At 32.5% G+C, this 15,610-nt stretch carries 13 protein-coding genes; 8 read left to right on the top strand and 5 right to left on the bottom strand.

The window, feature by feature from the left end; all coding sequences use genetic code 11:
* Nucleotides 1-44 precede the first annotated feature (44 nt).
* Together IM744_RS15190 and xrtF are read right to left on the bottom strand one after the other, a co-directional pair.
* Nucleotides 45-473, bottom strand: a complete 429-nt coding sequence (locus IM744_RS15190) for an exosortase F system-associated membrane protein (protein WP_194509005.1) — start codon at nucleotides 471-473, stop codon at nucleotides 45-47.
* Complete coding sequence (gene xrtF, locus IM744_RS15185) at nucleotides 466-1,017, bottom strand: exosortase family protein XrtF (RefSeq protein WP_194509004.1); 552 nt, start codon at nucleotides 1,015-1,017, stop codon at nucleotides 466-468. Before xrtF ends, IM744_RS15190 begins: the two co-directional genes overlap by 8 nt.
* A gap of 90 nt (nucleotides 1,018-1,107) precedes the next feature.
* On the opposite strand from xrtF, the gene IM744_RS15180 reads away from it, so the two are divergent.
* The gene (locus IM744_RS15180) at nucleotides 1,108-1,563 is read left to right on the top strand and encodes a GAF domain-containing protein (RefSeq protein WP_194509003.1); all 456 of its coding nucleotides are present in this window, start codon (nucleotides 1,108-1,110) and stop codon (nucleotides 1,561-1,563) included.
* Between the two features lie 357 nt (nucleotides 1,564-1,920).
* Here the strand turns inward: IM744_RS15180 and IM744_RS15175 are convergent, their stop codons facing one another.
* A complete protein-coding gene (locus IM744_RS15175; protein ID WP_194509002.1) occupies nucleotides 1,921-3,168 on the bottom strand; it encodes an ABC transporter permease in 1,248 nt (415 codons plus the stop codon).
* A gap of 187 nt (nucleotides 3,169-3,355) precedes the next feature.
* Here IM744_RS15175 and purH point away from each other — a divergent pair, with 187 nt between their 5' ends.
* The 6 genes from purH to rodA all read left to right on the top strand — a co-directional run bounded on the left by purH (nucleotide 3,356) and on the right by rodA (nucleotide 10,871).
* A complete protein-coding gene (gene purH, locus IM744_RS15170) occupies nucleotides 3,356-4,888 on the top strand; it encodes a bifunctional phosphoribosylaminoimidazolecarboxamide formyltransferase/IMP cyclohydrolase (protein ID WP_194509001.1) in 1,533 nt (510 codons plus the stop codon).
* Nucleotides 4,889-5,258: 370 nt separating this feature from the next.
* Nucleotides 5,259-6,287: a rod shape-determining protein gene (locus IM744_RS15165; protein WP_194509000.1), complete on the top strand. Its 1,029-nt coding sequence runs from the start codon at nucleotides 5,259-5,261 to the stop codon at nucleotides 6,285-6,287.
* Between the two features lie 19 nt (nucleotides 6,288-6,306).
* Nucleotides 6,307-7,137, top strand: a complete 831-nt coding sequence (gene mreC / locus IM744_RS15160; protein WP_194508999.1) for a rod shape-determining protein MreC — start codon at nucleotides 6,307-6,309, stop codon at nucleotides 7,135-7,137.
* Nucleotides 7,130-7,636, top strand: a complete 507-nt coding sequence (locus tag IM744_RS15155; RefSeq protein ID WP_194508998.1) for a rod shape-determining protein MreD — start codon at nucleotides 7,130-7,132, stop codon at nucleotides 7,634-7,636. Before mreC ends, IM744_RS15155 begins: the two co-directional genes overlap by 8 nt.
* The gene (gene mrdA / locus IM744_RS15150) at nucleotides 7,633-9,585 is read left to right on the top strand and encodes a penicillin-binding protein 2 (RefSeq protein WP_194508997.1); all 1,953 of its coding nucleotides are present in this window, start codon (nucleotides 7,633-7,635) and stop codon (nucleotides 9,583-9,585) included. Before IM744_RS15155 ends, mrdA begins: the two co-directional genes overlap by 4 nt.
* A 2-nt stretch (nucleotides 9,586-9,587) precedes the next feature.
* The gene (gene rodA / locus IM744_RS15145; RefSeq protein ID WP_194508996.1) at nucleotides 9,588-10,871 is read left to right on the top strand and encodes a rod shape-determining protein RodA; all 1,284 of its coding nucleotides are present in this window, start codon (nucleotides 9,588-9,590) and stop codon (nucleotides 10,869-10,871) included.
* Nucleotides 10,872-10,939: 68 nt separating this feature from the next.
* Here the strand turns inward: rodA and IM744_RS15140 are convergent, their stop codons facing one another.
* The gene (locus IM744_RS15140) at nucleotides 10,940-13,573 is read right to left on the bottom strand and encodes a valine--tRNA ligase (RefSeq protein ID WP_194508995.1); all 2,634 of its coding nucleotides are present in this window, start codon (nucleotides 13,571-13,573) and stop codon (nucleotides 10,940-10,942) included.
* A gap of 187 nt (nucleotides 13,574-13,760) precedes the next feature.
* Between IM744_RS15140 and IM744_RS15135 the strand changes: the two genes are divergently transcribed.
* Nucleotides 13,761-14,186, top strand: coding sequence for a DUF1573 domain-containing protein (locus IM744_RS15135; RefSeq protein WP_194508994.1), 426 nt, complete (start codon nucleotides 13,761-13,763; stop codon nucleotides 14,184-14,186).
* 34 nt (nucleotides 14,187-14,220) lie between these two features.
* Here the strand turns inward: IM744_RS15135 and IM744_RS15130 are convergent, their stop codons facing one another.
* Nucleotides 14,221-15,576: an aspartyl protease family protein gene (locus IM744_RS15130; RefSeq protein WP_241738346.1), complete on the bottom strand. Its 1,356-nt coding sequence runs from the start codon at nucleotides 15,574-15,576 to the stop codon at nucleotides 14,221-14,223.
* Nucleotides 15,577-15,610: the final 34 nt, after the last annotated feature.

Below are 15,610 nucleotides of genomic sequence, written 5' to 3'. Positions count from 1 at the left end.
AAAAAAGAAATTAACCCTTATAAAATTACAGTTTGATTAACAGTTTAAGTTTTAAGTTTATGATAAAAAAATGCTGGAACTAGTAGCAATAATAAAATTGGTTGAATCAAAAATCTTCTAAAGTTAAAAAACAAATAGTAATCCTCTTGCCTTGGAGATGTGACGAAATACAAAAAGAATAACATCAAAATAACATAAGCGATTATGTAAACCATTAATGAAAACTTGAGAATTGACTTATCTCTAAAGAATATAAAAATAATCCCTAATGAAATCGCTGAGTTTAACACAAATCGTAATGTTGTAAATAATGACAATTTTAATATTTCCCGTCTTGGAGAGTCCATACTTAGGTAGTCATTTTTAAAGAATGACAAGTATGGATCGTAAAATAATTCGTTTTCAAAAACACGAATTAAAACCAATAATCCAAACAAAACCAAAAGCAATATATAAGTGATTGGATTACGCATGTTGCTTTTTCTTTTTTGAAAACCGATTCACCCAAAACATCCAAAGCAAGAAAACCATACCATAGATTATCATTGGAAAAATAACCTTATGAAAAATATCCTGCCTCCAAGGATAATTATACAAGCCTATAGATAAAATGGCTATTCGTATGAGATTCACAATATATATAAGGACACTTCCAGTCAATATATAAATAAAAGTCGCTTTGAATTTTCCTGCAAAAGCTATTACAAACGATATGAATAAAATAATCACACTTATTGAATTGCAACCCTCTACTATTGTTGCTACAAATTTTGAATTGACCAACATTTTCATTGAAGGTTCATCTGGATGCGGAGCAATCTCAGCATTATAGCCAAAAGTATTGATTAGAGATTCACTTTGCTTTGCAACAAGATTCGTTAAGTAATCTGGATAATATTTAGAACCATCAGAAACGTCTAAATACAATTTATAACAGATAGTGAGTACAATATAAACCGTTAGAAAGGTTAATATAAACTTTACGACAGATTTATATTTATGTAGAAGTGCTTTCAAATAAAACAATAAATTACTTTCAGTTAAAATTATACAAAATGAATCTAGAAATAGCACTTTTTAAATACTTTTACCAAAATTTTTACAGCTATGATTTTTGAATCCCTAAAACCTCAGGTTAAAAACCTAGTAGCAGATACTACCAAAACGGTTAACCAACGTTTATTATTAATATGCGAACTTCTTGAAAACCATGTAGATTACTATAATTGGGTAGGTTTCTATTTTAAAAATGGAGACAAAAATGAGTTAAAACTAGGACCTTATGTTGGAGAACCTACAGATCATATTATTATCCCCTTCGGAAAAGGAATTTGCGGACAAGTAGCGCTTTCAAATAAAAATTTCGTCGTACCAGACGTTGAAGAGCAAGACAACTATATTGCTTGTAGCATTACTGTAAAAGCAGAAATTGTGATTCCTATTTTTGTAAATGGAGAAAATGTAGGTCAAATTGATATAGACTCCAGTACTCTTAACCCTTTTTCTTCGGAAGATGAACGATTTTTAGAATTTGTATGTGAATTGGTTTCTACTATTATCTAAATATAATATTCACACAAAGGCGTAATTGCCCAAAGTTTACTCGGTCGAAAATAATTTCTTAATCAGTTGTGTTAATTTCATAATTACTACTGTGACAATAGTAATTATAATGAATAGCACTATAAAAAAAATAATTACACCAAACCAAAATTGAGGATTTCTAAATGTCCAAGACCAACCTATAGTTCTATTCATTCCATAAGTAGTCTCGCTCATGAAAATTGTTAGTAGAAAAGCAATTAGTAAGAATAGAGTGACCCACTTAAAAAATGTCCAAAATCTTTTCTTAAAATTTTTATTTATCACTTAAAGATCATTTTTAAGCACTGAAAACTGAGACTGCATCTGTAAACTAATTTACATACCAGTCCTTATAGCCTCAACTGGATCTAATCGAGATGCTGAAATTGCTGGTATTATTCCAGAAATCAAACCGATTAATGTTGAAAGTCCAAAACCAAGAAAGATATTGAAGAATGACAGCACGAACTCAAAATCTAATGCAGCATTTGCTGCTAAAGAAATCAACCAGACCATAATAATACCAATCAACCCTCCCAACACAGAAAGAATTACTGCTTCAAATAAAAACTGAAGCAAAATAAACTTATTCTTAGCACCTAATGATTTTTGAATCCCAATAAGGTTCGTTCTTTCTCGCACACTAACAAACATGATATTAGCAATCCCAAATCCTCCAACTAGTAAAGAAAAACCACTTATCACCCAACCTGCTCCATTTAGAAAGCCAATAATGCCATCAACAAAATCGGTTAGACCAGATAACTTATTTACAAAGAAATTATCAGGCTCATCAGCTTTAAGTCCTCTATAAGCTCTATATTTTTGTTTTAGGACCGCTTCAAACGCTCCCATATCAACACTTTTTTTAGGTTTAATAATAACTGCTCCTGGTAAACCATCTGACCCACCATTTTGAAAACGTCTTACAAAATTTGCTGGCACAAAGGCTTTCTCATCAGGAGAATCACCTAAGCCATTACCCATTTTTTTGAGTACTCCAATAACAGTCATTTTTCTACCGTAGGCTCTAACGGTTTTTCCAATTGGATTTATATTTCCGAAGAGATTCTCAGCTGTACCACTACCAATAACCATGACGTTTGATCCTGAGTTGGATTCAGATTCGTTATAAAATCTACCGTCGGAAAGTTTAAGATTTTCAATATCGTAAATACCATTAGAAACTGGTGTAATATTAACTCCAGAAACTGTATTACCTTCATACTTTATGTTTTCATTACCACCGAAAATCACATAAGCAATAGCTTCAATATCTGGCACATTTCGTTCTATAAACTCATAATCAGCATACTCAGCCTGCGGGAAACTCTCACGTTGCCAACGAGGCACTTCTGTAGGTCCAAAAGAATACTTCGTTAAATACATTGTATTTTTATCTAGACCACTCAATTGATCTTTAATACTTTTATCTAAAGAATCTACAGCTGCCAAAACCGCAATGATGGAAAAAATACCAATGGTAATTCCCAAAAGCGACAAAAATGTACGCAGCTTATTATTACGCAATGCGTTGATAGCAAACGAAAAACTCTCTTTAAATAACCTAAGATAAACAAGCATAAAATTGGTTTGATGTTCCAGTTTGGTTCTGGAAATATAAAGATAGGACGTTTTCAACAATTTATTGTTACAAAAAATTGAAACAAACTGCATTTTCAACCCAAATAAGCCTTTGATATTATGTATTTTTGGGCTTTAATTTTTACAAAACAACAAAAATTCACAACACAACGACAACAACTTTAAAATGAGCAACAACAAAACAATTAAATCTGCCTTAATTTCAGTTTTTAGTAAAGACGGATTAGCACCAATCGTAAAACAATTAGACGAACAAAATGTGACCATTTATTCTACAGGTGGTACAGAAAAATTCATCAAAGACTTAGGCATAAACGTCGTTCCTGTTGAGGACGTAACATCCTACCCTTCAATTCTTGGCGGACGCGTAAAAACATTACACCCAAAAGTTTTTGGAGGTATTTTAAACCGTCAAAATCATGATGGCGATGTTGCCGAAATGATTGATTTCGATATTCCACAAATAGATGTCGTTATAGTAGATTTATATCCTTTTGAAAAAACAGTAGCTTCTGGAGCTTCGAATCAAGATATTATTGAAAAAATTGATATTGGAGGTATTTCTCTTATTCGCGCTGCTGCAAAAAATTATGCAGATGTGATTTGCGTATCGTCTGTTGATGATTATTCTGAGTTTTTAGAACTTCTGAAATTGAAAAATGGTGAGACTTCTGAAGATGACAGAAAACAATTTGCTGCCAAAGCTTTTAATGTCTCTTCTCATTATGACTCTGCAATTTTTAATTATTTCAATGCAGATCATAGTATTGCGTCACTTAAAATTAGTGAAACTAAAGGTCAAGTATTACGTTATGGAGAAAATCCTCATCAACGTGGTTTTTTCTTCGGAAATTTCGATGATTTATTCACGAAGCTCCACGGAAAAGAACTTAGTTACAACAACCTTCTTGACGTTGATGCAGCTGTAAATTTAATGAACGAATTTAAAGGAGAAGAGCCTGCTTTTGCTATTCTAAAACACAATAATGCTTGTGGTTTTGCACAACGTGACAATATACACCAAGCTTATGTAGATGCATTAGCTGGTGATCCGGTATCTGCTTTTGGAGGTGTTTTAATCGCTAATACAGAAATTGACAAAGCTACTGCCGAAAAGATTCACACCTTATTTTGTGAAGTGGTTATAGCACCATCTTTTTCTGAAGAAGCATTAGAAATTTTAAAAGGAAAGAAAAATAGAATTCTTTTAATTTTAAAAGACACAGAATTTGCAGAAACAACTGTAAGAACTTGTCTTAACGGAGTTTTAGTTCAAGATAGAAACAACAAAACAGATCGCCTAGAAGACTTAAAACAAGCAACGAACACAAAGCCAACTCAAAATGAGTTAGATGATTTAATATTTGCTTCTAAAATTTGCAAACACACCAAATCTAATACAATTGTTTTAGTAAAAAACAAACAATTATGTGCAAGTGGTACAGGACAAACAAGTCGTGTTGACGCTCTTAACCAAGCCATCCATAAAGCACAATCTTTTAATTTTGATTTAAAAGGTGCTGTAATGGCAAGTGATGCATTTTTCCCTTTTCCAGATTGTGTAGAGATTGCTGATCATGCAGGAATCACTGCTGTAATACAACCAGGAGGCTCAATTAAAGATCAATTAACGATTGACTATTGTAATGAACATAATGTTGCGATGGTCATGACTGGAACACGTCATTTTAAGCATTAAGATTCCCACTAAAGCGAGAATCTCTTCTCAAAATAACTAACAACACTTTACGTCTAACCATGAAACTATCATGGTTAGACGTGAATTTTTAATTTCTGTTCTTCCGAAGTAAAAAAAAATGCTCTTATTTAAAAGCTTTTTTGTGAGTCTTAAAATTTCCGAAGAAAAAGGAGGTTTCATAAATTTTATTCTTTTAATCTATCGTTAACATCCAAAACCAAAAAGTAAACGTTTAACTATAAAAAGTTAACCGCTTAACATTCATATAAATTGAAGTAAAAATAAACCGTAAATATTTAGTAAGTTTTACTACTTTTACAACACGTCAAAAACTGAATAAAATAACACCCTCATAATATTAGAATAACACATGGGATTTTTTGATTTCTTAACCGAAGAAATAGCCATAGATTTAGGAACCGCAAATACACTAATTATCCATAACGACAAAGTTGTTGTTGATAGTCCATCCATAGTTGCAAGAGATAGAATTTCTGGAAAAATAATTGCAGTTGGTAAAGAAGCCAACATGATGCAAGGTAAAACTCACGAAAACATTAAAACAATTAGACCTTTGAAAGATGGTGTAATTGCAGATTTTGATGCTTCTGAGCAAATGATAAGTATGTTTATCAAGAATATTCCTGCATTAAAAAAGAAATTATTTACGCCTGCATTGCGAATGGTTGTTTGTATTCCTTCAGGGATTACAGAAGTAGAAATGCGAGCTGTAAAAGAATCTTGTGAGCGTGTCAATGGTAAAGAAGTATATCTAATACATGAGCCAATGGCAGCTGCTATTGGTATTGGTATTGACATTATGCAACCAAAAGGAAACATGATTGTTGATATTGGAGGTGGTACAACAGAAATTGCAGTGATTGCTCTTGGCGGAATTGTTTGTGACAAATCTGTTAAAGTTGCAGGAGACGTTTTTACAAATGACATTATTTATTACATGCGTACGCAACACAACTTGTATGTTGGTGATCGTACTGCGGAAAAGATAAAAATTCAAATTGGTGCTGCTACCGAAGATTTAGATATGCCACCAGAAGAAATGAGCGTTCAAGGACGTGATTTATTAACTGGTAAACCTAAACAAGTTCAGATTTCTTATCGTGAAATTGCAAAAGCATTAGACAAATCTATTTTAAGAATTGAGGATTCTGTAATGGAAACTTTATCTCAAACACCTCCAGAACTCGCTGCAGATATCTATAATACTGGAATCTATTTAGCAGGTGGTGGATCTATGTTAAGAGGTTTAGATAAACGTTTATCTCAAAAAACAGATTTACCAGTTTATATTGCAGAAGACCCTTTAAGAGCAGTTGTTCGTGGTACAGGAATCGCACTAAAAAATCTAGCAAAATTCAAAAGCGTATTGATTAAATAACCCAGATTAACAACCTAGCATGCAACAAATCATAAACTTTGTCATTAGAAACAAGACGTTCCTTTTGTTTCTCTTGCTGTTTGTCATTTCTTTGGGATTAACAATACAATCACATTCTTATCATAAAAGCAAGTTTATAAACTCTGCCAATTTTTTAACTGGTGGTATTTATGAAAGTGCGAGTGGTATTTCAGATTATTTTGATTTGAATGAACAAAACGATATTCTTATTGAAGAAAATAACAGATTGCGTTCTCAAATTTTAAATTCTAGCGATACTATTACAATAGCAAGTTCATCAATAGATAGTGTGACTTACAATGGTCGTTATAAAATTCAATCTGCAAAAATCATCAACAATAATTACGCCTCAACTAAAAACTACTTGACTTTAAACAAAGGAGAAAATGATGCCATTAAAGAGGATTTAGGTGTTATTACTTCTAATGGTATTGTTGGAATTATTGATAACACATCTAATAGTTATTCTAGAGTGTTATCTATTTTAAATACTAAAAGTAGAATAAACGCACAATTAAAATCATCTAATCATATTGGGTCACTAAAATGGGATGGCAAATCGCCTGCAACAACAGTTCAATTGACAGACATTTCAAAATTTGCTCCTGTTAAGGAAGGCGATACGATTATCACTGGAGGCCAATCAACAATATTCCCAAAAGGCATATTAATAGGCACCATTAATTCATTCGCTTTAGACATAAGTGGTGACACTTACACGATACAAGTAAAGTTATTTAATGATATGACAAATCTTTCTCATGTCTATATTATAGAGAATTTAGATACAGAAGAAATTAAGCTTTTAGAAAACCCAATTGATGAATAGCGTTAATTTAAATAGCATCATTAGATTCGTTGTATTAATACTAGCACAAGTACTTGTGTTTAGTAACATCAACTTTATGGGCACGATTAATCCATATCCTTATATCTTGTTTATTTTATTATTTCCAATAAATAATAACCGTACACTCTTTATCTTTTTAAGTTTTATGTTGGGATTATTTGTGGATTTATTTTCTAATTCTGGAGGAGTTCATGCTGCAGCTTGCGTTACTATTGCATTTATAAGACCACCTGTTTTAAAATTTGCTTTTGGGATGGTTTACGAGCACCAAACCATTAAATTTAACAATACAGAATTTGGTAATAGACTTATCTATTTTTCCATCTTAGTTTTCATCCATCATCTCATTATGTTTACATTAGAAATTTTTAACATTTCTAACATAATTTTAGTATTACAAAAGACGTTATTTTCTAGTATTTTCACTATTATACTGTGTGCACTAATTTCTATACTTTTCAGTACTAAACAACGATGAGAAAAATTTTACTTTTATTAACGGTCATTATCGTAGGGCTCATATTTATTTCTCGTTTATTTTATTTACAAGTCTACAATAAAGAAACGTATAGTTTGTACGATGACACTGCTATTAGAAAAGAGTTTGACTACCCAAAACGTGGCTACGTATATGATAGAAACGGGAAATTATTAGTAGCTAATCAGCCATCTTACGATGTTATGATTATTCCCAGAGAAGTTGAGCCTTTAGATACTTTAGAGTTTTGCAAACTATTAAAAATCACAAAAGAAGATTTCATAAAGAAATACAATAGAGCTAAAAATTACTCACCACGATTACCATCACCATTTGTACCACAATTATCTAAAAAAGATTATGCAGTACTTCAAGAAAAAATGCGAAAATTTGATGGTTTCTATATTCAGAAAAGATCATTACGAGACTATCAAACCTCTATTGGAGCAAATGTTTTAGGTGATTTAGGAGAAGTTAACCGACGAATTATTGAAAAGCAACCTTACTATGTATTAGGTGACCTCATTGGTAAACAAGGTATAGAACTCTCTTATGAAGATGTACTTAGAGGAAAAAAAGGTATTAAGTTTATTCAAAAAGATAGATTCAATAAAAACATTGGTCCATATAAAAATGGCACTTATGATACCTTACCTCAACCAGGAAAAGACATTAAAATCACTATAGACTCTGAGCTTCAAAAATACGGTGAACTTTTAATGACTAATAAACGTGGAGGTATTGTCGCCATAGATCCTAGTAATGGAGAAATTTTAGCACTTGTAACTGGACCTAGTTATAATCCAAATTTATTAGTTGGTAGAGAACGTAATAAGAATTTTTCAAGATTATACTTAGATACTATTTCAAGACCAACATGGGATCGAGGATTACAAGCACAATATCCTCCTGGATCACCTTTTAAAGTTATCAACGCACTTATTGCCTTACAAGAAGGCGTTATGGAACCTTCAGAAAAAGTAACATGCAGAGGAGGTTATTATTATGGAAGCAGAAAACTTACTGGCTGTCACCATCACAAAAGTCCTGTAGATATGAATGCTGGGATTGCCCAATCTTGTAATGCTTATTTTGTAACTGCCTATCGTAAAACAATTGATAAATACCAAGACGCAGGAGAAGGCATGAATATTTGGGCTGATCATGCAAAGAGCTTCGGTTTAGGAGATTTTTTAGGTTACGATTTACCTGTTGGTCAAAAAGGTAGAATTCCAGATGGCAACTATTATGACAGAGCTTATGGTGACAATCGTTGGGGCTCAACATATATAGTTTCTAATGCCATTGGCCAAGGAGAAGTTGAAGCAACTCCAATCCAGCTTGCTAATATGGTTGCTGCCATTGGAAATCGCGGTTACTATTACACTCCTCATATCATAAAAGAGATTGAAGGTGACACCATCCCAAATAAATTTACAACAAAAAGACAAACAACTATAGATAAACGACATTTTGAACCCGTAGTTCAAGGTATGTTTGATGTATATAACAAAGGTACTGCTGCTTCCCTTCGTATTCCTGGAATTGAGATCTGCGGAAAAACGGGAACAGCTGAAAACTTTATAAAAATTGACAGTGTAAAAACACAACTAACAGATCATTCTATTTTTGTGGCTTTTGCTCCAAAAGATAATCCGAAAATTGCAATAGCAGTATTTGTAGAAAATGGATATTGGGGAAGCAGATTTGCTGGACGTATGGCTAGTTTAATGATTGAGAAGTATATTAATAAAGATATTACTAGAACAGACTTAGAAAACTGGATTCTCACGCATAGTTTAGAAAACGAATATGCCAAACCATATTCTGGAGAACCTTTTAAAATTAATGGAGAAAGCACGCTACAAATTGTAGACAAAGTACAAGAACCAAAAGATGATAATCTTGACAACTCTATTAATATAAATGTCAACAAACCTAAATTATAAACATGCATAATAGAGAGCATCATAGAGGTTATAGTTTTGACTGGATTACTATTGTGTTGTTCTTACTACTTGTTGGTTTTGGGTGGCTCAATATTATGTCTGCATCTCATGAAGGCGAAATAGGAAGTTATTTTGACATGAGCCAATTGTATGGAAAACATGCTGTTTTTATGGGACTTACATTTGTTCTCATCATACTAATTCTATCAGTAGAAGCTAAATTTTATGAACGGTTTGCTAGTGTGATTTACGTCGTCGCCATGTTGGCGCTTGTTGGTTTGTTTATCTTCGGAAAGGATGTCAATGGTGCACGTTCTTGGTACGGAATTGGAAGCATGACTATACAACCTAGTGAGTTTGCCAAATTTGCTACTGCTTTGGCTGTCGCTAAATACATGAGCGATTTACAAACAGACATGAATACCATAAAAGACCAATTGAAAGCGGTTGGTATTATCATTTTACCTGCCATATTGATCTTACTTCAAAATGATGCAGGAAGTACTATTGTTTACGCATCCTTTTTCTTTGTGTTTTATCGTGAGGGACTTCAGCAAATATATTTAGCGATTGCTATATCTGCTATAGTTTTAGCTGTTCTTGCCTTAAAATTCGGAATACTAATTACAGCTTTAGTTGCAGCTTTAATAATTTTGGGGATTTACTTTTTCCGAAGAAAAAAACGCGCATCTATTATTCAATATGTGGTAATATTATTGGTTTGCGCTTCTTTCTCTGCTGGTGTACGCATGTTTTATGATCATGTTTTAAAACCGCATCAACAAAACAGAATCAGCCTTTGGTTACGCTTGGAAAAAGACCCAGTAAAACTAGAACGAATGAAAAAAGAAGAAGCCTATAACCTCATCCAATCTGAGCAAGCGATTAGCTCTGGAGGATTGACTGGTAAAGGATTTCTTCAAGGCACAAGAACCACTGGTAAATTTGTACCAGAGCAACATACAGATTATATTTTTAGTACAGTTGGAGAAGAATGGGGTTTTTTAGGTAGCACTTTTGTTGTCATCCTATTTATGGCATTAATTATAAGAGTCCTTTTTCTTGCTGAAGATCAAAAATCACAATTTAGTCGGGTTTATGGTTATGGTGTCGCTTCCATTTTATTTATACATTTTACGATAAATACAGGAATGGTAATGGGATTAATCCCAACTGTTGGAATACCTCTCCCCTTTTTTAGTTATGGAGGTTCTGGACTCTGGGGCTTCACAATCTTACTATTTATCTTTGTGAAATTAGATAGTAATAAAATTAATGAGTGGTAATTGAACATAAAAAAACCTACAAGGTTTTAAAAACCTTGTAGGTTGAACTTTTAATAATTTTAAATCAGTTACTTCAAACTCGCCAAACTACTTTTAATAGTCTCAATCTTAGCTAAAGCATCTGCTTCCTTTTTCTTTTCTGATGCAACAACTTGTTCTGGTGCTCCTGCAACGAAACGCTCATTTGAGAGTTTCTTTTGAACAGATTTCAAGAAACCTTCAGTATAGTTTAACTCTTCGGTTAATTTTGCAATCTCTGCCTCTACATCAATACTTCCTTCCATTGGGATGAAGTACTCGTTAGATTTCACGCGATATGTCAAAGCACCTTCAACAGGTTCTGTTACATATTCAAAGCTTTCTAAATTACCTAGTTTAGATATCACTTCATCAAAAGTCGTAGCAGCATTTTCATTATTTACTACAGAAAATCCTATCGCATCCTTAAAAGCAATGTTCTTTTGAGTTCTAATGTTACGTATTCCTGTAATCACTTCCGAAGCAAAATCAAATTCTGAAATTAATGTCTCATTTATTGGTTTAGCTTCAGGCCATTTTGCTATAATTAAAGCTTCTTCTGGAGAGCGCTCTTTTATAGATTGCCAAATTTCTTCGGTTAAGAAAGGCATGAAAGGATGAATTATTTTAAGATTTTCCTCAAAAATAGACATCACTTTATTATACGTTACAACATCAATTGGTTGTTGATATGCAGGTTTCACCATTTCTAACATCCAACCACAAAAATCATCATAGATTAATTTATAAATAGACATCAATGCGTCGCTAAGCCTATATTTACTAAAGTGATCTTCTATTTCTACAAGTACTTTTTGAAATTTAGCTTCATACCATTCTAAAGCTATTTTACTAGAATTAGGTTGTTCTATAGTTTCGTCAATTTCCCAAAGATTAGTAAGGTTAAATGCATTCCATATTTTATTAGAAAAGCCTTTTCCTTGTTGACAAAGTGCTTCGTCAAACATCAAATCATTACCTGCTGCAGAACTTAATAATAACCCTACACGAACTCCATCGGCAGAATATTGCTCAATAAGTTTTAATGCGTCTGGTGAGTTCCCTAAAGACTTAGACATTTTTCGTCTTTGCTTATCTCTTACTAAACCTGTGAGATAGACATTTTCAAAAGGTCTTTCTCCTCTATATTCATAACCTGCAACAATCATTCTCGCTACCCAGAAGAATAAAATATCTGGACCTGTTACTAGATCATTTGTTGGATAATAGTATTTAATTTCTTCATTTTCAGGATTTCTAATTCCGTCAAAAACACTCATTGGCCACAACCATGAACTAAACCATGTGTCTAGCGCATCTGTATCTTGTTTTAAGTTTTCAATTGTCAGCTTTTCGTTATTAGCTGCTACTCTTGCAAGCTTAAGTGCTTCCTCAATATTTTCGGCAACAACATAATCTTCTTTTCCGTCACCATAGAAATAGGCAGGAATTTGTTGTCCCCAAAGTAATTGACGTGAGATATTCCAATCGCGAATATTCTCCATCCAATGTCTATAAGTGTTTTCAAATTTCTTCGGAAACAGCTTTACTTCACCAGTTTTTAGAACTGCATCAATAGCAGGCTTTGCTAAATCCTCCATTTTAAGGAACCATTGGTCACTTAATCGAGGCTCTATAACTGCTTTTGTACGTTCTGATGTTCCTACTTTATTAACATGATTTTCAGTTTTTACCAAAACACCAGAAGCTTCAAGCTCTTTCGTTACCGCTTTTCTTGCGACAAAACGATCTTGTCCTTCAAAGTGCATTCCGAAGCTATTCAAAGTCGCATCATCATTAAAAATATCAATAACTTCTAATTGATGCTTATCTCCTAAAACCTTATCATTTTCATCATGTGCAGGTGTTACTTTTAGGCAACCTGTCCCAAACTCTAAATCAACATATTCATCTTCTATGATAGGAATAACCCTTCCGCAGATAGGAACAATTGCTTTTTTACCTTTTAAATGTGTAAAACGCTCATCGGTTGGATTGATACAAATTGCAGTATCTCCAAAAATAGTTTCAGGACGCGTTGTAGCAATCGTTAATTTCTCATCACTACCTTCTATTTTATATTCTAAGTAGTAGAGCAATCCTTGTTTTTCTACATGAATCACCTCTTCATCAGATAAGGTTGTCTTAGCCTCAGGATCCCAATTAATCATACGATATCCTCTGTAAATCAAACCTTTGTTATGTAAATCAACAAAGACTTTGATTACAGCTTCACTCATATCATCATCCATCGTAAATTTAGTACGATCCCAATCACATGAGCAACCTAATTTTTTTAATTGTTCTAAAATGACACCTCCATATTCTTCAGTCCATTCCCAGGCATGCTCCAGGAATTCTTCGCGAGTCAAGTCATTTTTATCAATACCTTGAGCTTTTAGTTTTGCTACTACTTTAGCTTCTGTAGCAATAGATGCATGATCTGTCCCAGGAACCCAACATGCGTTTTTTCCTTGTAAACGCGCACGACGAATGAGTACATCTTGAATCGTATTATTCAACATGTGTCCCATATGTAAGACTCCTGTCACGTTTGGTGGCGGAATTACAATGGTGTACGGTTCTCTCTCATCTGGTGTAGAATGAAAATAATTATGAGACATCCAGTAGTCGTACCACTTGTTCTCTACTGCTTTTGCTAAATATTTTGATGGAATTTCCATGCTTTGGTATTGTTTTTGCTTTATAACTTACAAAAGTACTTATATTTCCTTTTTAGCGAAATGAATACGAGAAATAATGATGACTAAAAACCTAATTAATGTTAATTAAAAGGTCATACAACTAATTTATTTTGCAGAATGACAAAAAGTAAGTAGCTTTGATAGTATCAATTTTAAAATTAAAATGATGAAAAAATTAGTAGCAATTTTATGTGTAGCTTTTATTAGCTTTGGAGCAATGGCTCAAGAGAAAGTAGCAAAAATAGAATTTAAAACAGACGTAATAGATTACGGAACAATAGAAAAAGGTGCAGATGGACTAAGAATATTTGAATTTACAAATACAGGTAATGCACCACTTATTATTTCTAATGCAAAATCCACTTGTGGTTGCACTGTTCCTAATTGGCCAAAAGAACCAATTATGCCAGGTCAATCTGGTGAAATCAAAGTGAAGTATGATACGAAAAGAGTAAATCCAATTAGAAAGACTATCACAGTATCTTCTAATGCAGATACTCCTACTGTAGCATTAAAAATAAAAGGTTTGATTGTTGACTCAAGTAAAACTAACGTTTTAGAAAAAACTAATAAAAGTGTAATGGAGCAATAAAATCCTTACCTAAAATAATATTAAAAAGAACTCTCTAATTTGGGAGTTCTTTTTTTTTGAATACATCTTCTAATCTAAATTCTACATTTATTATTTGTCCACCTCGTTCTATTTTTAGCCTAACCATTTTACCAACTTTACCTCTAAAGTAGTGTATCACTTCTTGTAATTTAAGCTCATGCGCTTTCTTACCATTGATAGAAACAACTATATCCTCTTTAAGTAAACCCGCTTTTTCTGCTGGTGAATTTTCTCTAACTTCAATAATAGTATAAGCCGGTTTTAAACCCATACGATAAGTTTCTACATTAGATATCGTGATATTATCATCGTTTGATCTACCATAATTATCTACACTTTTCTTATTCACCGACTCTTTAACCATTCTAAAACCATGTTGCTCTAAAACAATACCACTTCTATTGTAACGAAATTTGTCTTTAAAATTAGCATTTTTCTTAAGCGTCATTTTTGCGTTTTCATAATCAAATATAACATTGAAACGTCTTAAAATTTCGCCAGATAAACTTCCATTCCTATTTTCTATTCTTTTTGCATGCTTAATTGCTGAGGAGTCTGGAAAAGCTGCATTTACATTATTTAATGTGAAATTCTTAAGCTTAAAAGCACTAATTTTAGAACGCTTACCATGTACATTACCACTTAATCCTCTACCTAAAAAATCATGAAAATAATTATTGTTTACAGCAGTAATACCATGACTATCATCTTCAAATAACCACAAAGCATCACTACTTCCTGTATCTATCAATAACTTTACTAGTAAAGTATCTTCTCCCAAGATTACTTCGCCATCAATATAAGGTTTATCATTATGGAATGAGAGCGTAAATGTTTCGCATTTTTTACAAGTTTTATAGGTATAATCTTCTCTCCTATTTAACTTAATGACTTTAGATCTATAATTAATCTCAACAATAAAGTCCTTAAAAAGATTATAACCAATGATACCATGAACAGGAATACCTAATTTGGGTGTAAAATTAATTTCTTGGTCAAATACAACATAAATTTCTTGATTAATATTTATTGCATTACCAATTTTTAAAAAATTATTTTTTGATTTAAGAGCTTTAACTGTTTCTCCAGCTCCCAATCCACGTAAAAATATGGTCTCTACATTGTTCATTTGAAGAGAGTCTGTATTAGTGATATTAAATAAAATAGGCTTACTAACACCTGTGTCTAACAAAAAAGATAGTTTAACACCATTTATTTCTACTGGTATTACAATAAGATTATTAATAAGTTCAAATCTAATTTTATCTTGCTGTTTTCCTGGTAACTCAAAGTTACCTTGCCCAAATGAAAACATAACACTAAATAATAAGAGTAAAGTAAATGCGTCTATTTTTCTATTAAAAACCATAAGTGTGAACAACAAGTTACAAATCTTTATTTTA

This window comes from Psychroserpens luteus (assembly GCF_015319355.1).
GTDB lineage: Bacteria > Bacteroidota > Bacteroidia > Flavobacteriales > Flavobacteriaceae > Psychroserpens > Psychroserpens luteus.
The sequence above is the reverse complement of the archived record's forward strand: the minus strand, read 5'-3'. Positions and strand labels throughout refer to the sequence as shown.